Source organism: Asanoa siamensis, assembly GCF_016862555.1.
GTDB classification, from domain to species: domain Bacteria; phylum Actinomycetota; class Actinomycetes; order Mycobacteriales; family Micromonosporaceae; genus Asanoa; species Asanoa siamensis.
In genome coordinates this window covers 1-18,725 of sequence record NZ_BONE01000120.1, presented here as the reverse complement: position 1 = coordinate 18,725, position 18,725 = coordinate 1, and the positions used below count along the sequence as shown (strand labels likewise).

Below are 18,725 nucleotides of genomic sequence, written 5' to 3'. Positions count from 1 at the left end.
GCTCTTGCGGACGACCCGCTCGCCGCGGCCGGGCTTCCAGATGGTCACGGCGAGCTGGCCGTCGTCGATGGTCACGGACGACCCACCGCTCAACTCGGCGACGTAGAACGGGTCGAACTCCTGCCCACGCAGGTCGAAGCCGCTCTCCGCGAAGAGCGCGTCCGCGAACCGCTGGTGCAGCGCCCGATCGGGGTCGTTGACCGCCGTGCCGAACAGCTTGACGTCACCGTCGGCCACGTGCGGGTCCACGGTGGCGGTGTGCAGGCAGAACCGCCCGTCGCGGCCGAGGTCGGCGAACTTGGTGGTGTGCGGCATGCCGACGAGCAGCAGGCGGCCCTCGAACACCCGGGGCTCGATCGGGCTGATCCGCGGCGATCCGTCGGCGCGGACGGTGGCGAGCAGGCACAGCTTCCCGGTCGCGGCGTAGCGGCGCCGGAAGATCGCGGCGATCCGCGGTGCCTCGTCGACGAACTCCTGCCAGGTGGCCATGAGCCACTATGGACGGCGCGGGCGAGGGGCCGCAACCCCTCGCCCGCGACCGGTCAGTCCACGGTGGGAGGTGCCGTACGGGCCGCTTCCTTCAGGGCCGCCGCCGCACCCGCGTACGGGTTGTAGGTGTACGCACGGGAAACTCCACCCGGGATCGCGAAGTATTCCGTCACCAGCTTCGCCGGGTCGCTGGCCAGCTCGCCGCGCGCCGGCAGGTCGTTGCCGTCGTCCCAGCCCCACGGCGCGTTCGCCGAGTTGGTCGAGCAGCCCCAGGTGCCCGACCCGCAGCCACCGGACGTGTCGCCGGCGAACGTGCCCAGCGAGGCGAACAGGTTCGCGTTGGCCCGCTGCGCCCAGAGCCCGCCCGGCGCGAACATGTCGACCAGCTTGTAGCGCACGTCGCGGTCGTTGCCGTTGCTGGGCACCTCGGCCACAGTGGACGGATAGTAGACCAGGCCGTCGCCGTCGATGGCGTACTGCGGATAGGCCTTCAGGCCGTGCCCGCCCCGCTCCTGCGCCGTCACCGGGTGGGCGAACCCGTCGTGCGGCGAGGTCTGCGACTAGAGCGTCCCGTCGACGCTCTCACGGCCCGAACCCCAGGTGCTGCCCGCGGGCGCGTACGAGTAGAAGTCGCTGTGCGCCACGGTCACCGCACCCCGCAGCACCCCGTAGGTCGAGCCGTCCCGCTCGATCGCCAGCAGCACGCCCTCGCCGTCGTTCTCGTGCTCCGTCTCGAAGAACGGGTGGTCGATCCAGTCACGGGGGTGGAAGAAGAGGTAGGTGATGTACCAGTGCGTGCTGGTCTCGACGACCGAGTAGTAGGCGTGCGCCGCCAGCGGCGCCGACCCGGTGTTGTCCCAGTTGTTGCGGCCGTTGAGGTCGCCGTCGAAGTCGACCGCGCTGATGTGGTCGGACTTTCCGCCGAGGGCGTGGCTGCCGGTGGCGTCGACGTCCTGGTAATGGATGGGCGCCCAGCGCAGGGCCAGGTCGGCCGTGCTGACCGCGGCGGTGGCCGGGGCCGGCGCCGCCAGCAGGGCGGCCGCCAGCATGGTGGCGGCCAGGAAGCTCTTGGTACGCATGCCCGGAAAGCCTTGTCGGCCCGGGTGTCCGGCGGGTCACCAGAACATAGATGAATACCTACGTCTTGGTTCAGCGTCTGATGATGCGCCGCCGGATCGAGCGGGCACCGTCGTCGAGCTGGCGCCGGATGACCGACGGCGTGAAGCGCCGCAGCGGGCGGACCGGCTCCGGCCGCGGCCGGGTGATCGCCGGCGAGACGGACTCCGTATCCGGGTCGAGGTCGTTGATCAAGCGGTCCAGGTGGCCCACCAGCGCGCCGTTGACGCGCCAGATGGCCGGCTCGGTCTTGGCGTCCTCCTGGAGCTGGAAGGTGGCCTCGTCGCGGAGGAACCGGGCGCGGCGCAGCGCGTGCCGCAGCGGCTGCGGGCTCGGCGGCGCCGCGGTCACGTCGGAGGCGATCACGACACCGAACGCGAACACCGCGTCCGCGAGCGCGTCGAGCAGCCGGGACAGGCTCAGCGCCACCCACTCGGCGGGCGGGTGGTCGGCGCACTCCCCGGAGCGCCGGTCCAGCAGGGCGCGGGCCACGCCACGGACGGAGATCGCCGAGAACTCCAGCGCGGTGAGGCCGGGACGCATGGTGACCGGGATGTGCGCGGTACGGACGGCGCGCGGGTTCAGCCGTACGCTGTCCTCCGCCTGCGCCAGCGCGTCGCGCGCGGTGCCGATCAGCGCCTCCACGTTGCGGGCGCGGCGCAGCCCGTCGGCGGCGCGCTCGGCCGTCCAGTCGGTCGACACCCAGCCCGCCATGTCCCGGAGTTGCTTGCCTATCTCCGCGGCGAGCGTGCCGATGGCGTTGCCGGCGGGCTGCACGTAGACGCGCGGCAGGAAGACGCTGACGACCACCGCCACGGCGGCGCCGACCAGGGTCTCGTACACCCGTTCCATCCCGACGTCGGTGCTGCCGGCGACGGCGAGCACCAGCATCGCGGAGATCGGCACTTCCAGCGCGTGGTCACCGAGCCGCAACGCGTACGCGACGATCATGGCTGACGCGACCGTGATGCCCAGGCTCCACCAGTGCAGGCCGAAGACGCTGGACAGCACGACCGCCACGAGGACCCCGGCGACCACGCTGCCGATCCGTTCCCATCCCGAGCGGATGCTCTTGATGGGTGTGATCTGCACGACGAGGAGGGCGGTCAGCGCCGAGACGATCGGCGGCTCCGTGCCCGGCAGCGGCTCCGCGAGGAGAAAGGCCAGGACGACGGCGAGGACCACCTTGATGGTACGGAGGCCCGGCACCGGTTCCTGGCCGCGCATCCGGGCCCACAGGCGGCGGGCGCGGGACGCGGTGGGAGCGACGTCGGCGGGCTCGGCGGGCGCGAGGAGGTCGCCGGTGATGCGGACGCTCTCACTCGCGATCCGGCGTGCCCTGGCCGTGGGTCGGGCGACAGCGCCCGACCGTCCGTGCCGCGAGCCCCTCGACATGCCCCTCCCGACCTGCCGTCACAACTGATCGAGTTTACCCGGGAGGTCCGTTTTGCGCCGGGCGTGTGGCGGGGAATGCGGGCGGTAACCGCCGCGTTTTCGCTGACGGCACGCCGTACAACGGAAGAAGGATTCTCATGAAGGTCCGCACCTCGTTGCGTTCCCTGGCCCGCAAGCCGGGCGCGAAGGTCGTCCGCCGCCGTAACCGGGTCCTGGTGCTCAACCGGAAGAACCCGCGGTGGAGCGGCCGCCAGGGCTAGCCCCTGGTCCCTATGAACAGCGTGCGCGGTCGGCGGTCCTCCGAGGTCTCCTCGGTGACCGCCGCCGGCGCGAATCCCGCCGCGCGCAACAGCCGTAGCCACGTGTCGCTGCTGTGGAGCCCGGTCTCGTGCCTCTCGTGGACGGAGATCGTCGCTCCGTTGTCCCTGAGCAGGAACGCGTATTCCGTGACCGTCGTGGTGTCGCCCGGATCCGGGTCGTAGGACCAGCTCAGGTAGCGGGCCGCGCGGCCGTCCGGGCCGTCGACGCCCCCGTGGTCGGTCTCCGGGGTGAAGCTCTCGGTGGTGTCGTCCGGCACGAAGACGGCCCGCCCGCCCGGTTTCGTGTGGACGTAGGCGGTGTCGATCGCCGCGCGCAGGTCGGCCTCGGTGGTCATGTATTCGATCGCGTCGTGCGCGAAGACGGCGTCGAACCGCTGGCCGAGCCGCATGGTGCGCATGTCGCCCTGATGGTGCGCCAGCTCCGGGTTGATCTTCCTGGACTCCGCGAGCATGCCCGGGCTGAGATCCGACAGCGTGATCGAGAAGTGCCGTTTCAGGTGTACGGCGTTGTGCCCGCCGCCGCTCCCGAGCTCGAGCACGGAGCTGGCCGGCCGCAGCAGCGTCGCCACGAAGGCGGCTTCCTCGCGGTATTCCTCGGCCGGCGAGATCAGCGGCCACCAGGAGGCCAGATCGCCGTAGAAACGATGGGCGGTCACCCTTCGATTCTCCGTACGCTGTCGCCTGGTTTTAGGCATGTCGGTTTTGCCCGGTTGGTCGCGACGACGCGCCGGGGGTACCCCGAGTTGGCAGTTGCCGGGGGGCTCGGCTAAAGTTCACATCCGTCGCCAGGAACAACAAGGCGACATGCGGACGTAGCGCAGTTGGTAGCGCATCACCTTGCCAAGGTGAGGGTCGCGGGTTCGAGTCCCGTCGTCCGCTCGGCACGTCGAGGTTCCACCTCGGTGGAGTGGCCGAGAGGCGAGGCAACGGCCTGCAAAGCCGTCTACACGGGTTCAAATCCCGTCTCCACCTCGCAACAGCCCGGGCGATTGGCGCAGTGGGAGCGCGCTTCCTTGACACGGAAGAGGTCACTGGTTCAAACCCAGTATCGCCCACCAGATCAGAGGCCATGACCTATCGAAGGTCATGGCCTCTTTGGTGTCCTGAGTGACTAACTGAGTGACTACGGTTCCTTGGCTGTCGCGTGCGCGAAGATCTTGTCCATGGTCGCGGCGCCGTGCAGCAGCACCGGGCGCAGCTCGTGCCGGTAGACCGCCTCGGTCACGCGCGTCCCGGCATGGCCCACGAGCGGCGCGATTTCCTCTACGGTGACGCCAGCCTCCGACATGAGGGACACGAAGCTGTGCCGCAGTTCCCGTGGGGTCCAGTCCTTCGGGTTGAGGCCCGCGGCCTTGATCACGCGGCGGAACGCGCGGCGGACGTTGGCCGCGTCGAGCTGGGTTCCGACCGTGCTCGTGAAGACGAGATCGCTTTCGTGCCAGTCCTTGCCCGCGGCCTTCCGATCTTCAATCTGCCGGTCGCGCTGGCGCGTGAGGGCGACGACGCAGCGTTTCGGGAGCGCCAGGGTGCGGCGCGACTTGCGGGTCTTCGTGTCGCCGCCCTCCCGGACCGAGCGCCAGACCATCACCGACGGCGGTACGGGCGGGTCCTGTTCCGGCCTGCCAATGAGGTCGACGTGATCCCAGTGGAGCGGCCGGAGTTCTTCCGTGCGGGCACCGATCAGCATCGAGAGAACGATGTATGCCTCAAGCGTGGTCCCTTCCGCCGCGTCGAGTAGCGCTTGCGCTTCTACGAGGGTGAGCGACTTCGACGGACGCCCTTCCTGCCCCTTGGGGATGGTGCAGAGTTCGACGACGTTGCGCTTCACCTTGTCGCGCGCCATCGCGCGGCGGACGGCGCGGTTGAGCATGGAGTGGAGGATGCCCACGGTGCTGCTGCTGAGCGTCTTCGCGTTGGCCGCGAGCCACTTCTCGACGTCTTGGGCGCTCAGCTCGCGGAGCTTCCTCGCGCCGAGCTTCGGAATCACGTGGGTCGCGGCCAGCGTCTGGTACTTGTCGACGGTGGCTTGGGATCGATTGCTGAGGCCGTAGGCGAGCCAGTCGTTGACCGCGTTGGCAACGGTGTATCCGGTCGCTGCGATGGCCAGTCCGTCTTCGTGGTCGCGGATGACCTTCTTTAGCTTGGCCTTCGCCTCGGTCTTGGTCTTGCCGCTTCCCCGCCGGACGATCCGCTTGCCCGCGGGGGTGTAGCCGATGGTGACGGAGGCGATCCAGCGTTGCCGCTTCTTGTCCCAGTGGAGTCCGCCGTCGCCTCGGCCGCGTCGTTCGGTCATGCCGCTTTCCTTTCGCTGGCTTCGGATTCGAGGAGGGCGACGTATTCGGCGATGGCGCCCGCAGGGACGAGCCGCGTCCGGCCCTGGGTCACGGTGCGGAGGCGACCGGCCCGGATTTGTTCGTAGATGACGGAGCGGCTGAGGCTCAGTAGGCGCATGGCTTCTGGGATGCGGTACATCGCCTTCTGCTGCTGTCCGTCGTTTGGTATCAGGCGCAGCGGTTGTGTCGCTTGTCCTTCCATGGGTCGCCTCCTCTCAGCGGTTGCCGTCGCGGTGGATGCGGAGTGCTTCGTTGATGAGGTGTGTGCCGTAGCGAAGCCGTAGCCCGGTGGCGTCGCAGCGTCGGCAGGTTCGGAAGGTGCGTCCGAAGCGGCGCCGAATAAGGCCGGTTCCGCCGCAGGCGCGACAGCGGCGGAACGGGGCTATCCAGCAGAGGGTGAGGTAGCAGACGGTGAGCAGCGGCAGGGCAGCGCAGCCGATGCTTCCTAGCAGTGTCGAGTGGTCCATGACCTTCTCCGGCGGGTTTGAGGAGGGGTGATGGCGCTGACCGCTAGCGCGCTAGCGGCCAGCAGGAGGCCGGTCTGAGGTGCTAGCGGCGGTGCTAGGTCTTACGCGGTCGGGGCGCTAGACCTAGCACCGCGCGGCGGCTATGCCGCGTCTTGCCGACGGTTGCGTTCGGTGATGGCGGCGATGAGGTGGGCGCGTTCGAAACCTCGCCGGTTCGCGCCCTTGCCGGTGGCCGCGTCGGTGCCCCAGACCTGTGTGACTCGCACGCCGAACGGTTTGAGCGCGACGGTGACCCGTTCGCCGTCCCATCCGCCGTAGACGTCGGGGCGTAGCTCGGCCAGGCGGGCTGCGACGGTCTCGCACCACACCTTCGCTTCACCGGTCGGCACGACGGCGGCGATGTCGTCGAGCAACGAAACGGATGCCGCGATGGCTTTGAGCGCGCGGACGTCGCCGATGGCGTGACCAGTAAGCGTTCCCGCTTTCTGTCGCAGGGCTTTAGCGCGTGCGACAACGGTTTCGGCTGCTGGTCCATCCACGTAGTAGGTCCGGGTGATCTGTGGGTCGGCGGATTCGCCTGCGAGGTAACCGATTCCGAGGTCGCGTCGGCTGAACATGGTTGCGCGGATGCCGTTGCGGTAGGCGCTGGTGCCGAGCACCATGTCGTTCTCCATCTGGCCCATGACTTTGAGGCAGAAGCGGAGCACGGCGTTCCCGGAAATCCCGGTCGGCAGCGACTTGGCGTCAGGACGTTGGGTGGCGAAGACTGCCATGATTCCCGCGGCCGGTCCCCGACGCACCAGGTCTTCCGCTATCCCCCGCAACTCGTCGCCATACATGGGGTGTTCGAACCACCGTTGGCATTCGTCGACCACCAGGACGATCGGATGCAGCCGGAACGTCCGGCGCGCCGCGAGTTCCGGGGTGACCTTCGACTCCGGGCACACCTCGCGCGGCAGTGCCCGGATGGCTTTGCTTCGCCGCGCGAGTTCCTGAGCCAGCTCGCGCATATCGGCCAGCCCGTAGGCAATGTCGTCGTCCTCGGAGCCAGCGCGGTAACGGTGGCAGACCGGTTCCAGCGGCGCGAAGTCGCCCATCCCCTTGAGGTCGTAGGCGTGGATCTCAGCCAGCACGTCCAGCGATGCGGCGAGCAGCAGCAGGCGAGCGGCGAAGGTCTTGCCGACACGGGGAATCGAGCCGATGACCATCGAGGCGAACATGAGCGTGACGACGATCGGGCGGCCCCGGTGGTCGGTGCCGAACGGGATTGGCTTGAAGAGGTCGACCGTTCCCGACTTCAGCAGCGGCCAGACCGGTCGACGTGACTTGGCGAGGTCTTCGTCCCCGACCCACAGCACCAGGCGCCCGGGGTGGACGTCGAGGTTGCCTTCGGGCCAGACGCAGCCGAGTGGACGTCCGAGCGCGGACGCGAGTTCCTTGCGCCGGTCGGCGACCTGGTCGACGGTCGTGCCGGGCGGCAGGTCGACCACGGCACGCCAGCCAGGACCGTCACGGCTGATCGGCTCGGCGAACCGGACGGCTTCCTTGGCGCCCTTCTTCGCGTACGCCTGGTTGATGCTCGCGACACCGATCGAGCCGAGTGCCGCGAGCACCACGTCGGAGGTGAGCTTCGGCGACCGGCCGGTTGACACGGCAGCGTCGAGCAGGGGCCGATCGGCGGGAGCGCCGATGGCACCGAACAACACGACTGCTGCTGCGAGCGCGATCCACCAGTGCTCTCGGGTACCGACCAGGAACAGCACCGCTAGGCCGCTGAGCGCGACGCTGCCTGCCGAAACCGCGAGCAGGGTGCGTAGCCGCACCCGGCCGTCGCGTTGCCGGGAGAGCTTCAGGTATTCCTCCGCGTTCTCCCGCCGCACCGCTGCCGCGCGGACCGGGCCGCCTTCGGCGTCGGTGACCCACCGGGCGGTGCCGGTCGTGAGCCGGACGACCCCGCGCGGTGCGCGGAGGACCAACCGGACGGCGTACTTGGGAATGCGGATGAGGTGGTAGGCGCCCACGTGTGCGGAGAAGCCGAGCAGCCAGCGGGTCTGTGTCGACAGTTCCGTCCACGACCGCGCCCACGCGGGCACGACGGGGCGCCGTTTCGACGTCCGGAGTCCCGTGACGCTCCAACGGTGCGAGGCGTCGGTGTCCGGTGCGTCGACCGGCACGGCGTGCCGATCGGTTCGTGCCGCGTCCAGGTCGACGATCTCGGCTTCGTGCCGGTCCCAGTCGAAGTCTTCGGGGTTTGCCATGATGGTTGTTCCTCCGTCGATGTCCAGATGGGTTGACCGGAGGCCGGGGCGCGGCTGGTGGTTTGCGAGGCCGGTTGGCCGCGCCCCGGGCGTAGTCAGCGTTCGATGTCGTCGATGGCTTCGCCGTCGGCGCGGGTCAGCGTCGCGGCGAGTTCGTCGTAGGAACCGGTGTCGAACGCGGTGACGAATTCGGCCGCGCCAACCGGCAACGAAGCGTCGACGGTTTCGCCGCGGGTCGAGATGACCTTGATGCGCTGGAAGCTCGTGGCCGCGACTTCGATGTCCGGCATGACGCTGACGACGTACTTGGAGACCGGGCAGGCCAAGCCGTCTTCACGAAGCCCGGTCCATCCGCCGGCGAGCAAGGTGTCCGCGACCTCATCCGCCGTCGCGCCGAGTGCCGCAAGCGCCTTGGTCAACCGCTGATGCGTGGTGCTCATCGAGTCGTCTCCTTCGTGTGTGCATTGGCCTTGGGTGCATTGAGGTGGCGACGCACGGTCCGGTCGGTCACGCCGACCCGCCGCGCGATGTCCGCCGTGGACATGTCCGGGTGGCGTTCGCGCATCCGCCGGACGGCGGTCCCTGTGTCCGGCGTCGGAAGCGGCTTCCGCGTGGAGGGCTTCCGAGCCGGACGCTTGCGCGGCGAGTGAAGGGCCGCGTTGGAGGCGGTGTCCGGCGCCACGTCCGGGGCAGCCTCAGGAACCGCTTGCGGCTTACTGTCCGCGTCCGGCGTCGGCGCTGGCGCCGCGTCGACCGGCGCCGCGTGGGGCCGCATGCGTCCGGCCAGTTCGACCAGGCACACGGACGCGACGACGACCACGCCGTCCACGGACAGCGGGATGAGATGGGACGCGAGACCGTGCTCGCCGTAGCGGGCCGCGACCGCAACCATGTGCGTGTAGGACACCCATGCGGCGATGCCGGCGATAAGCGCGGTCGCGGACAGCCGCACCACGGCCAGTGACCGTCGATGCACCGGCACCCGCGAGATCAGCTCGACGGTCAGCAGCAGCGCGAGCGGCGGCCACGCCGAGATGGCTTGCGAGATCGGGTTCGGGTCGGCGTGCAGCATGTTGGCCGCGACGGAAGCCGCGACGCCCAGGGCGAGGGCGCCACGGACTCCCCACCGGACACGAACCAGATGCCGGTCGGTCATCGGTCACCGCCGAGCGCGGCCCCGACGGTCGCCATCCCGGACCGGACGCCGTCGATGATGGCGTGCGCCGGTCCGGCGAGGATGCCGTCCGAGCCGGCGACGACCAGCCCGAGCATGAACGCCAACACCGCCGCGAAGGCGATCCGGCCACGGGTCCGCCGGTCGACGAACAACGTCGCGAGCAGGACGATCAAGATCAGAGAGAAGATGCCCAGACTCATCGGAGGCTCCTTTCCGGGCACGGGCATGCGTGGTCACGCGGCATCGCCGAACACCTCGCCCACTCGGGAGTGCACGAGGGCCGCGACCTCGCGAAGGACTCGGCGCTCCGCGGCACGTAGGCGGTGCCAGTCGCGGACCGTCGGCTGAGGTTGAGCGGTCAGGACGCGAATCTCTGCCGCGACGAGTGCCATCTCCGCCTCGATGAGCGGCCACTCGCGCTGAATCGCGGCGAGTTCGGCGCTCGACGGTCCGTCGTCGCTCGGCTTGGAACGAACAGGCTTCACGGCGATCTCCTTGGTACGAACTACAAGCTGACGTTGTATTCGAGCTGGTGCGTACGCCTCGAACGAGCGGATGGTTGTGACGTACGCTCCCCGGTGATGGCCGAGACGACCGGCGAGTTGCCTACCGACTGGTGGACCACCGAGGACGTGTTGGCGTACCTGCAATCAGTGGGTGCGCCGATCAGCCGCGTGACGTGGGCGGCTTATGTGTCCCGTGGCCAGGCGCCGGCTGCGGACCGGATGTTCGGCCGGTCCCCGGTGTGGCGACCGTCGTCTGTCCGGTCGTGGCAGGCGTCGCGTCCGCGTCGTGGGTCGGTTGCTGCCGAGTCGAACACTGTGTCCTCACCTCCTTCCGTTGCGCGTCGTTCCGGTGAGGACAAGTCAACCGGGAAACGTCCACGCCGCCGATGAGGCAAGAGGCCATCGCCGATGCACAGCGGATGCAGTGGCGGTGCAGTTCGCTGCGCCGAGCAGGCGGAAGGCCCCGAGCGAACCTCGCTCGGGGCCTTCCGCCTGCTCGCCGTCGCTAGCGAGGCGGACGGAGAGCCTCCCAAGCGATGTCCAGGTAGTCATGCAGGTTGCCGACGTCGTCGCGGCTGAGGAACGCGATGGCCGGTGCGTGGCCGGGCGCGTAGTAGCCGAGTTCGACGCCGTCGCCGTTTGCTGACCTCGTGAGCGTCACCGAGATCTGGTCGGTCCCGTCCGAGTGCAGTTCGCCGACGCACTGCGCGTGAAACCCGTTGCCGTGCGAGTGGTTGGCGCCGCACCAGGCGGGGCAGTCCGAGCCATTGACGCCGATAGGCGTGGATTCTGCGGTCATGCTTCCCTCACCTTCGTGCCCGATCGATTAGCTCGCATACACGTCTAGACGAATATACCACCCAACGTCTAGAGGCACCTACGTACGGTGATCTCATGATCACGCCATCCCGCGAAGGCGCCGCATACATGCAGCTCGCCGCGGTGTTGCGTGACCGCATCCGCAACGGAACCCTCCCATCGGGCGGCCGGATGCCTTCCGAGAAGGATCTCCACGACGAGTTCGGCCTAGCGCGGGAGACAGTCCGCCGCGCCCTGGCGGTCCTACGCCAGGAAGGCTTGATCGAAGTCCGGCAAGGCCACGGCACCTACGTCGTCGACACTCCACCGGAGGTCAAGCTCCACCGCGGTGACAGCGTCACATCGAGCACCGCCCTAACGGTCACCCGAGCATCGGGGGATTCCGAGACGTTCCCGGCCGGCACGAACCTAACGGTCGCCGACTAGGCACACGGATGGACCGCCGTCGCGCAGCCTTCGATCGCAAGGCTTCGCGATGAGCCAACCCGCGCGGCACACCGTCATCGACCAATGGACCGGCCGATACGCAACCGCGCTCCAAGCGGCACTGCGCATGTCTCAAGACGAGATGGCCGCGCTCATCGGCGTCGCCAAACGCACCGTCGCCGCGTGGCACGAGCGACCAGCTATCGTCATCCGGCCCGAGCTCCAACGCGCCCTCGACACCGCCTACGAGCGCGCGGACGAGTCGGTCAAGGTGCGCTTCGCCCGACAGCTCCGCGCAGACGACCGGGCCGAAATCGAAGCCACACACAGCAGCGTAAGCCTCACCGTCGCGATCGCCGTGGTCACCAACGAAACCGACGTCCTGCTCGTCTGCCGACGCGAAGACGATCCGAACGGCATCACGTGGCAGTTCCCTGCGGGCATCGTCAAGCCAGGCGGGAACGGCCGGACCGTCGCGATCCGCGAAACCCTTGCGGAGACGGGCATCCACGCCTCGGTGGTCCGGGAACTCGGAAGCCGCATCCACCCGATCACCGGTGTCTTCTGCGAGTACTTCCTGTGCCTCTACCTCACCGGCCAGGTCGAGAACCGCGACACCGCCGAAAACGTCGATGCGGTCTGGATTCCACGGCAACGCGTCAACGACTTCATCCCCGCCGACCGACTCTACCCACCCATACAGCAAGCACTGAACGAGGAGCCATGAGCGAGCCAACCCGACCCATCATCGCCGCCGCCGTCATCATCGACGACGGCCGCCTGCTCCTTGTTCGCCGCCGCGTCAGCGAAGGCCAACTCTCCTGGCAGTTCCCAGCCGGTGAAGTCGAGCAAGGCGAGTCCAATGAGGACGCAGCGGTACGCGAGGCAAACGAAGAGACTGGATTGACGGTCCGAGCGACGAAGTCGCTCGGTAGCCGGGTCCACCCGAACACCGGCCGGACTATGGACTACATCGCGTGCGACCGGGTCGACGGGACAGCCTTCGTCGCCGATGAAGAGGAGTTGGCGGAGGTGGCGTGGTGCGACCGCGCCACCGTAGCCAAACACGTGCCGTATCCGTTCTACGGGCCAGTTCAGGAGTACCTAGACGCGACGCTGCGCTGAGATCAGCCGGCGAGCAAGTCAGCCAGGCGAGACCGGACCACGCCATCGTGGAAGTGGTCCGGTAACGGCACTCCACCGACCGACTGCCGTCCCGACGCTACGTGGTCGAGGGTTGCAGACGGCAGCCGCTCGGCCAGGTCGAGACACACTCGCGCGTACTTCCGAGCCTCCTCGACCTGGCCAACCTCCCGCAGCCTCACGGCGAGCGCGTAGGCGTACTCCGCCGCGGAGCGCTCTTCCTCGTAGAACAGCTCCTCGTCGTACAGCTTCCGCAACTCAGCGATCGTCGTCAGACGCACCGCGTCGTCAGGGATCACTAGAAGAGGAATTTCTCGGCCACCGTCTGGTAGTCGTGCAACTCGGAGCCGTCGAACCACAGGTCGACCTCGTACTTGGCCTCGTCCGGCTTGCCTGACGCGTGCACAAGGTTCGCGGCGGCCGTGTGCTTCGACTCGGTGTAGGCCTTGGACGTGTGCGCGAAGTCGCCGCGGATCGTGCCGGGCGCGGCCTCGTTCGGGAAGGTCACGCCAACCAGCCGGCGCACTGTCGCAACCGCCTCGACGCCCTCCAGAACCAACGCGATCACCGGCCCGGTCTGCATGAAGTTCGCGGTGACGTCGAAGACCGACTTACCGAACCGCTCCTCCAAGTCGAAGTAGTGCTTCTTCGCGAGGTCGGCGTCGATCTGCACCATCTTGGTACCTACGATCTTCAGACCAGCATCCTCAAACCGCTGGACGATCCGACCAACCAGCCCGCGGGCAACCGCGTCCGGCTTCAGCAGTACAAGGGTCCGCTCCAACGCCATCGTTCCAGTCTCCCAAGCTCCGCCAGGCAGTTGACGGCTACAGCTTGCCTGACGGCAGGGCGTAGCCGCTCCTCGGGGGCAGTCGCAGCTACACGCTTCGGTCTGTTCGGTCCGGTACGAGGTGGGACAGTTTCCTCATGCCGAGGAGCCCCGATCAGCGCTGGCGGGGCGATTCACTGGTCGTATCTTATGGCCCATAGGGTGGTGCAGCGCTCGAAAGCCGGTGGAAGTCAAGGCTCGCGATCACTTCTAGGCCGTGGTCGGCGCAAAAGTGATCTGCACTGCACATGACAGCGTCATGTGCGATCTCCGTAGAGTCATCAGACCCTGCGGACCAGAAGGACAAGAAGAGGTCTTTGTCGTCGGGAACAAGCTCGCCGACTTCATGTTCAACGCCTAGATCACGGACCTTCACCCGAACGTTGAGTGTCCGCACAGCCCCTAGCAGGTCCACGAGTTCTGCTTTCGACAGCGCGGTCACTCTGTGGAGAAGGTCCAACGAGATGTGTACTCCAGCGGGAAGCTCGGCATCACACCCGAATGCGAAGACTCCTCCCACGGCACGACGTTCATCGGCCGTCATTCGCCCCAACGCGTCGTAGAACGAATAGGCAATCCGCTGCACACGTTCGCGCTCCCCCGAGTCGCTATGCGGTATTCCGCGAAGGTCCCATAGTCGATCGACCGCATGTGGGAACCCAGCTCGAACGGGTCGCGGACCGAGTTTCTCGACTATCCTCGCTGCTAGAACGTCAGGCGAGATATCTTTTAGGTCCAGATATCCGATGGTAGGCCTCAGCCCTTCCACTTCGGTATCATCAAACCGCGCAGGTAGAACGTACTCGCCATTCTCCTCTAGCGCCCTAGCTTGGGCACTACGCCGCTCGTGATTCGTCCAGACCTTTTGAGCGTACGCTTTTGATATAAACAGAACGCAATACCTGGATGCCTTCCTATAGACATAGTCAAGGTGAGAGTACAGATCCTTTCCCCAGAGAGCGGTTTTCTCATAGTCGTCATAGAAGACCCGAACCGATGCGTTCCTGAGGTGAGCAGCAACGGCATCCACGTACAAACGATTCTCTCCCGCGAACGAGAGGGCTACATCATACCGGGGGCTTTCGTCTGCCATAACCAAATTATAGGGTCCTTAACGGATGTCTGGTAACTCGGTATCTGTCCGCTAAGAAGGATCAACGGTTCGATGATCCCATGCGGACGGTTCTCGGCGGCAGCCAACCCCGGAGTGGATCTTCCCGTTCACCTGGCTGCAGCGCGCTCAGTTTCCGCAAGATGGTCCGGCTGATCGCCGAACGTGGCGGTGACGCGATCGCCGACAGCCGGCAGGCCTCAAGGGCGCTTCGCGTCGCTGCGGGATGGCCTGCGGCCACGGCTGATATTCGACGCGCGTGGGCAAACTATTCTTCGCCCATATGCAGCGACCACCATTTGTAGTTTGGATCCGACGATCGCGGCCGAAAGGACGCTCGGGTTCGCACTCTGAGCAGGCTTTCCCGCACAGCCTGCTCCTCCATCGACACCGCCTCGGCATAGGCCCGCAAAATCGAGAGACTTCTCCTCGGCTCAAGCACGCCCAGCTCAGCGCAAATGCGTCGCGCTTTGCGATCGTCGGTCGCCATCTCCACGCCGCGGACTTGGGCCACCGCGATGGTCGCGGCCTCGCCGTCATCCAAAACGGTAGCTAGTTGAACGTAGCGCAAGAGTTCGTCATCGGTCAGCGGAACGATGTTCATGGTTCCCTGGATGACGTATTCGTCAAGGTTGATAGGCGTCCGAACAATTTCTCCTCCAACCTCGTCCCGCAGGTATCCTAGTTCAGCGGCTGCCACATCTACCATAACAAAGCCGGTTCTCAGGGCCCGACTCATCTCATTGAGGAGATTCGTCGCGGCGAGATTGATCGCGACACAGGTGTCCAATAGGACGGTTTCGCCAGTCACCGGATCTACTCCTCGGGTCCAGCGAGGTCGACGATTTGGGAAGAACCGTCATCGGCTACGTCACGACTCGCAGTCAGATCTTGATATGAACGCCTTGCGCCAACGATATCGGTTCGCAGATAGCGAGCGAACTGCGCCTCGGTAATCTCCCCGTCGGCGTAGAGCTGCGCGGCAACCGATCTGTAGTGAATGGGCATCATCTCGGCCGAGTGAACAGGCGCCTTTAGACCCAGATCCTGAGCCGCTGACCGGGGTTGGAAGTTGTGATCCCGGAGCTTGTCCCAGGTCCCTTGCGGAATCAACTGTAGGTCTTCCAACCGAAGCGTAAGCGCGTTGACCGAAACGCAGTACAAGTGGGCCAACTGCACCAGCGTTGCCGGCGTCACGACGCCCGCTCCGCTACGTTTAAGCTCATTGAAGCGCCGAGCCAACCCGGCGCGCGGCATTAGGAAATTTGCTGCAAAGGCGTCGGCAAAGCGTTCCGTTTCGCTCACGCGACGGCCATGCGTAATTGGAGTGACTTCGGGCCGACTCCTCGTGGCCAGGAAGTGCGCATATTCATGCGCCATCGTCCATCGACGCCGCTCGACAGGGTGCCCCGCGTTAGTGGCGACGCAGCCTCCGAGTGACTCAAAGAAGACGAACAACCCGGCTACCTTGGCTGGTAGCGGAACTATGAAGACTCGAAGGCCAGCCTCAAGTTCGAGAACCTCGCGCAGGCGCTGAATGGGGCCATCGCCCAAGCCGAGCCGATTTCGTTCCTCTACTGCCAGGTCTTCTGCCACCTTGGTCGGATCCAGGTGGTCAATGTTCCTGACGGTCGGATAGGTGCCTGGAAGCCCAGTTTTCGCGCGGCGAAGAAGATCCAAGTAATCATCGGCATGGCCCTCCAGGTCCTGAATGCCAGCTTCGAGTGGGCTAGCATCTGGAATCGAAGCCATTGCCGCTCGGAAGCGAGTCCCAATGGCAACAGGCGGCGGACTAGGGCGCAACAAGTCACTCAAAGACTTGGTGTAAATGGATGCGAGCTTAACGAGTTCGGCCGGACTGGCGATACGAGTGCCCTTTTCAATAGCGATCAGCAAAGGTCGACTTACGCCGAGTTCCGCCGCCGCCTGGGCTTGCGTTAGCCCTGCCTCCTCCCTTGCAGCACGCAAACGAGCGGCCAAAGATTCTCCGGAGACATCGAGGGAGCTTGAGTCCAAAAGTGACATGTCATACACCGCCCTTCTCGTAACTCCATGCGCGGCCAACCGATACGGCTTGCACTAACTGATCCCATTCGTCGGTGTAACACTGGTAAAGGCGAACGATTTCTCGGGCAGTCATATGTGGTTCTGCGAACAAAATCTCGGGAAATTCCTCCGCGAGCGACTGCCATGGGTCGCCGCTCGCTAGACACTCCCTGAGACGCATGACTTGCCAGAGCATAGACGACATGGCAACGGATCCGGCCGCTGGGTAGCGGTATTCGACACCGGCATCAAGCCGGTGTCGTCCGGCGCCATAGATCGATTGCCGCCTCAATAGGCACGACGTACACCTGCCGCAAGGACTGTGGTTAGTTACTCTCGCAGCGAATCCAGTGTCACAAGAAACAGTCTTGGTTAAGGCGACGTCAGCCTCTTGTGGAACTTTGGCTAACAACTCAGCCTTCGTAAGCGCGCGATACGGCGCCAGAATCTCGAAGGAAGATCCGATGACCCGAGAGACCAGAACTTCCATGAGAGCGATGGTGTTTGGGTGCATTGATCGAGTCGCCTGGGCGCCGAGCTGTGACCTTACGTAGGGAAGGTTGATCGACCCGATACCGTTCTCGGATATGATCATCTGGTTACACCGAGTCGCTAGGGCGGCCGAGACGCCCGCCGACAGAAAGAGCAGCCCGCGCGTCCGCTGACTAGACTCCGCTCCTCCGCGCGGAAGGTTGACTCTATACCTGAGCGGTACAACGGCGCGACTGGTCACAGAAGCGAGGCTCGCTATAACACCCCGCTGAACGTGATGCATCCAAGTATTCGTATCAACACTTACCGCTACAGAATCTGCCTTTGTAAGGTTCAGGAAGAGGCCACAGGCAGAGTCGAGCCCTCCGGAGAATAGCACCGGGGGAATCCCGCACGGCAGAATGTCGAACAGCGGGCTCTGACTCGGATCGAGCGGGCCATCGCCCGATTTAAGTTGAATGAATTCGAGCCTCCACCGATCATCGGTAAGCCAGTTGAGAAGCGTGCCGAGCGTGTCACTATTCCTGCGCCACACGTCAGGCTCCCTGACGGCCACTTCCAGCCGGATGTCTCGCCCCCAATCGCCTACTCGTTCGGCCTCGCGCTCTGTAGGCCGGGAGATAATCCGGTCCACAGCGTAGGCAACCGTGGCTATCTCCAGGAGGTCGGACGCCAGCGGAGGAATGGCATCAACTAACCCATCGGTCATGGTCCGTCCGTCAAGGACGATGTCATTTCCAAACGAGAGTTCTTCAGCCGGACCATCGATGCCTCGATTGAACCGCGCCGACCGCGGAACGCTACGAGCGGCCATATCAGAGACTCCCCAAGTCGGTAGTAAGAAGATCCTTGGCGGACAGCCTCGATCCCCTTCTATTGGGTGCCCTTAGCCCTTCGCCCGTAGGGTGCTTCATGACACGACGAACGAGATCGCCAATTGCTTTATCTGACAGAATCTCGCGAAACTTCTGGTAGAGCTCGACGGCGCCATACTTCTGATCACCAATGAGTCGATGGATCATCTTCTCGAATCGGCTCCACGCCAGCCGCTTCACTAGGTGCTCGGCAAGCGCGTATGAGGCCTCAGGAGAGGAAGTAAGTGCGAGGTGATCATTCAGCGCCAGCGCGACCGCCTGCGTGAATTCATCCGAAGGGCGGTCCGCCCCCGGCGCCGTGGGGGGCGTCGCGGCGGGCGTCGCGTGTTTCGCCACAGGCGGTTGGATCGAGCTACCGAGGCGGCCCAGGCCAACGAGCCCGCCGGCGCGGCGGACGTCGGACGCGAGTGCCCCAGCAACGTCGTCCGCCAGTCTGTCGACGGGGTCGCGTGCGTCCAGGGACCTGAACACCTTGCGCCATCGGCCGTAGATCCCGATCGGGATCCTGTCTCCGTCCGGCATGGCCCCTCCCCAGCGCGAACATTGTCAACAAGTTCACGGTAGCACCAGCTTGATGCCTGTCAAAACGTAAACCGCTGGTTGGGCCTCCCGCGGCCAAAGATCAGACCTGCTCAAGCAGCCCGCGGCCCCGATGGGTCGCAGCCAGGTCGGAGCTGTGGCCTGAGGCCGACACCTCATGACGGGGTTCCGGGGATGGGTTCAGGTCCTTGCCGGGTTTGGCCTTATTGGAGATCAAGGCGCCCGGCCTACTGGCAGCCTCCGGCCGGCATCGGCCGGCGCGATGGCAGGCGACCCACGGCACGGCTCCTGTGGTCGACCCCAGACAGTCGAGCTGTGCTGGTTCCCGGGTGTCAAGGTCGTTCGTGCGGCGCGGCGCTCCACCTCGACACCCAGGAACAAGC

24 protein-coding genes and 3 tRNA genes are annotated in these 18,725 nt (G+C 65.9%); 7 read left to right on the top strand and 20 right to left on the bottom strand.

The window, feature by feature from the left end; genetic code table 11:
* The 4 genes from Asi02nite_RS38430 to Asi02nite_RS38420 all read right to left on the bottom strand — a co-directional run.
* On the bottom strand, positions 1-489 hold a 489-nt coding region (locus Asi02nite_RS38430), incomplete at its 3' end, for a pyridoxamine 5'-phosphate oxidase family protein (RefSeq protein WP_203718977.1).
* A gap of 53 nt (positions 490-542) precedes the next feature.
* Complete coding sequence (locus Asi02nite_RS42100) at positions 543-1,013, bottom strand: hypothetical protein (protein ID WP_239127613.1); 471 nt, start codon at positions 1,011-1,013, stop codon at positions 543-545.
* 36 nt (positions 1,014-1,049) lie between these two features.
* Positions 1,050-1,568, bottom strand: a complete 519-nt coding sequence (locus Asi02nite_RS42095; RefSeq protein WP_239127611.1) for a hypothetical protein — start codon at positions 1,566-1,568, stop codon at positions 1,050-1,052.
* A 70-nt stretch (positions 1,569-1,638) separates the two neighbouring features.
* Entirely contained in the window at positions 1,639-3,000 is a 1,362-nt protein-coding gene (locus Asi02nite_RS38420; RefSeq protein ID WP_203718976.1) for an FUSC family protein, read from the bottom strand.
* Positions 3,001-3,137: 137 nt separating this feature from the next.
* Between Asi02nite_RS38420 and Asi02nite_RS38415 the strand changes: the two genes are divergently transcribed.
* Entirely contained in the window at positions 3,138-3,260 is a 123-nt protein-coding gene (locus Asi02nite_RS38415; protein ID WP_203718975.1) for a 50S ribosomal protein L36, read from the top strand.
* On the opposite strand, the gene Asi02nite_RS38410 is transcribed toward Asi02nite_RS38415, so the two are convergent.
* Positions 3,257-3,976, bottom strand: a complete 720-nt coding sequence (locus tag Asi02nite_RS38410; RefSeq protein ID WP_203718974.1) for a class I SAM-dependent methyltransferase — start codon at positions 3,974-3,976, stop codon at positions 3,257-3,259. The genes Asi02nite_RS38415 and Asi02nite_RS38410 overlap by 4 nt on opposite strands.
* Before the next feature lie 150 nt (positions 3,977-4,126).
* On the opposite strand from Asi02nite_RS38410, the gene Asi02nite_RS38405 reads away from it, so the two are divergent.
* From Asi02nite_RS38405 to Asi02nite_RS38395, 3 genes are all read left to right on the top strand, one after another.
* Positions 4,127-4,199: transfer RNA gene (locus Asi02nite_RS38405), tRNA-Gly, on the top strand.
* A gap of 22 nt (positions 4,200-4,221) precedes the next feature.
* Positions 4,222-4,292, top strand: a tRNA-Cys gene (locus Asi02nite_RS38400).
* 11 nt (positions 4,293-4,303) lie between these two features.
* Positions 4,304-4,378, top strand: a tRNA-Val gene (locus tag Asi02nite_RS38395).
* Positions 4,379-4,443: 65 nt separating this feature from the next.
* On the opposite strand, the gene Asi02nite_RS38390 is transcribed toward Asi02nite_RS38395, so the two are convergent.
* From Asi02nite_RS38390 to Asi02nite_RS38355, 8 genes are all read right to left on the bottom strand, one after another.
* Positions 4,444-5,613, bottom strand: coding sequence for a site-specific integrase (locus tag Asi02nite_RS38390; RefSeq protein ID WP_203718973.1), 1,170 nt, complete (start codon positions 5,611-5,613; stop codon positions 4,444-4,446).
* Complete coding sequence (locus Asi02nite_RS38385) at positions 5,610-5,855, bottom strand: helix-turn-helix domain-containing protein (protein WP_203718972.1); 246 nt, start codon at positions 5,853-5,855, stop codon at positions 5,610-5,612. The genes Asi02nite_RS38390 and Asi02nite_RS38385 overlap by 4 nt, the downstream gene beginning before the upstream one ends.
* Before the next feature lie 405 nt (positions 5,856-6,260).
* Entirely contained in the window at positions 6,261-8,378 is a 2,118-nt protein-coding gene (locus Asi02nite_RS38380) for a cell division protein FtsK (RefSeq protein WP_203718971.1), read from the bottom strand.
* A gap of 95 nt (positions 8,379-8,473) precedes the next feature.
* On the bottom strand, positions 8,474-8,818 hold the full coding sequence (locus tag Asi02nite_RS38375; RefSeq protein WP_203718970.1) for a hypothetical protein: 345 nt from the start codon (positions 8,816-8,818) through the stop codon (positions 8,474-8,476).
* Positions 8,815-9,534, bottom strand: coding sequence for a helix-turn-helix domain-containing protein (locus tag Asi02nite_RS38370; protein WP_203718969.1), 720 nt, complete (start codon positions 9,532-9,534; stop codon positions 8,815-8,817). Before Asi02nite_RS38370 ends, Asi02nite_RS38375 begins: the two co-directional genes overlap by 4 nt.
* Positions 9,531-9,755 (bottom strand): hypothetical protein, encoded by a 225-nt coding sequence (locus tag Asi02nite_RS38365; RefSeq protein ID WP_203718968.1) that lies wholly within the window; start codon positions 9,753-9,755, stop codon positions 9,531-9,533. The genes Asi02nite_RS38370 and Asi02nite_RS38365 overlap by 4 nt, the downstream gene beginning before the upstream one ends.
* A gap of 33 nt (positions 9,756-9,788) precedes the next feature.
* Positions 9,789-10,040 (bottom strand): DUF6284 family protein, encoded by a 252-nt coding sequence (locus Asi02nite_RS38360; RefSeq protein WP_089248182.1) that lies wholly within the window; start codon positions 10,038-10,040, stop codon positions 9,789-9,791.
* A 526-nt stretch (positions 10,041-10,566) separates the two neighbouring features.
* The gene (locus Asi02nite_RS38355) at positions 10,567-10,860 is read right to left on the bottom strand and encodes a hypothetical protein (RefSeq protein WP_203718967.1); all 294 of its coding nucleotides are present in this window, start codon (positions 10,858-10,860) and stop codon (positions 10,567-10,569) included.
* 95 nt (positions 10,861-10,955) lie between these two features.
* On the opposite strand from Asi02nite_RS38355, the gene Asi02nite_RS38350 reads away from it, so the two are divergent.
* Genes Asi02nite_RS38350 through Asi02nite_RS38340 form a run of 3 tightly spaced genes read left to right on the top strand, consistent with a single transcriptional unit; the run spans position 10,956 to position 12,431 of the window.
* Positions 10,956-11,306, top strand: coding sequence for a GntR family transcriptional regulator (locus Asi02nite_RS38350; RefSeq protein WP_203718966.1), 351 nt, complete (start codon positions 10,956-10,958; stop codon positions 11,304-11,306).
* 49 nt (positions 11,307-11,355) lie between these two features.
* Positions 11,356-12,033: an NUDIX domain-containing protein gene (locus tag Asi02nite_RS38345; RefSeq protein WP_203718965.1), complete on the top strand. Its 678-nt coding sequence runs from the start codon at positions 11,356-11,358 to the stop codon at positions 12,031-12,033.
* Positions 12,030-12,431: an NUDIX hydrolase gene (locus Asi02nite_RS38340; RefSeq protein WP_203718964.1), complete on the top strand. Its 402-nt coding sequence runs from the start codon at positions 12,030-12,032 to the stop codon at positions 12,429-12,431. Before Asi02nite_RS38345 ends, Asi02nite_RS38340 begins: the two co-directional genes overlap by 4 nt.
* A gap of 2 nt (positions 12,432-12,433) precedes the next feature.
* On the opposite strand, the gene Asi02nite_RS38335 is transcribed toward Asi02nite_RS38340, so the two are convergent.
* The 7 genes from Asi02nite_RS38335 to Asi02nite_RS38305 form a co-directional block, all read right to left on the bottom strand.
* Positions 12,434-12,748: a hypothetical protein gene (locus tag Asi02nite_RS38335; RefSeq protein ID WP_203718963.1), complete on the bottom strand. Its 315-nt coding sequence runs from the start codon at positions 12,746-12,748 to the stop codon at positions 12,434-12,436.
* Positions 12,748-13,239, bottom strand: a complete 492-nt coding sequence (locus Asi02nite_RS38330; RefSeq protein WP_239127607.1) for a nucleoside-diphosphate kinase — start codon at positions 13,237-13,239, stop codon at positions 12,748-12,750. Before Asi02nite_RS38330 ends, Asi02nite_RS38335 begins: the two co-directional genes overlap by 1 nt.
* Positions 13,240-13,426: 187 nt before the next feature.
* Positions 13,427-14,371 (bottom strand): toll/interleukin-1 receptor domain-containing protein, encoded by a 945-nt coding sequence (locus Asi02nite_RS38325; protein ID WP_203718962.1) that lies wholly within the window; start codon positions 14,369-14,371, stop codon positions 13,427-13,429.
* A 286-nt stretch (positions 14,372-14,657) separates the two neighbouring features.
* Positions 14,658-15,200: a PIN domain-containing protein gene (locus Asi02nite_RS38320; protein ID WP_203718961.1), complete on the bottom strand. Its 543-nt coding sequence runs from the start codon at positions 15,198-15,200 to the stop codon at positions 14,658-14,660.
* Between the two features lie 5 nt (positions 15,201-15,205).
* Positions 15,206-16,414: an XRE family transcriptional regulator gene (locus Asi02nite_RS38315; protein WP_203718960.1), complete on the bottom strand. Its 1,209-nt coding sequence runs from the start codon at positions 16,412-16,414 to the stop codon at positions 15,206-15,208.
* A gap of 1 nt (position 16,415) precedes the next feature.
* On the bottom strand, positions 16,416-17,210 hold the full coding sequence (locus Asi02nite_RS42900) for a 7-cyano-7-deazaguanine synthase (RefSeq protein ID WP_373312422.1): 795 nt from the start codon (positions 17,208-17,210) through the stop codon (positions 16,416-16,418).
* A 532-nt stretch (positions 17,211-17,742) separates the two neighbouring features.
* Positions 17,743-18,324 carry a hypothetical protein gene (locus tag Asi02nite_RS38305; protein ID WP_203718958.1) on the bottom strand — a complete coding sequence of 194 codons (582 nt, stop codon included), beginning with the start codon at positions 18,322-18,324 and terminating at the stop codon, positions 17,743-17,745.
* Positions 18,325-18,725: the final 401 nt, after the last annotated feature.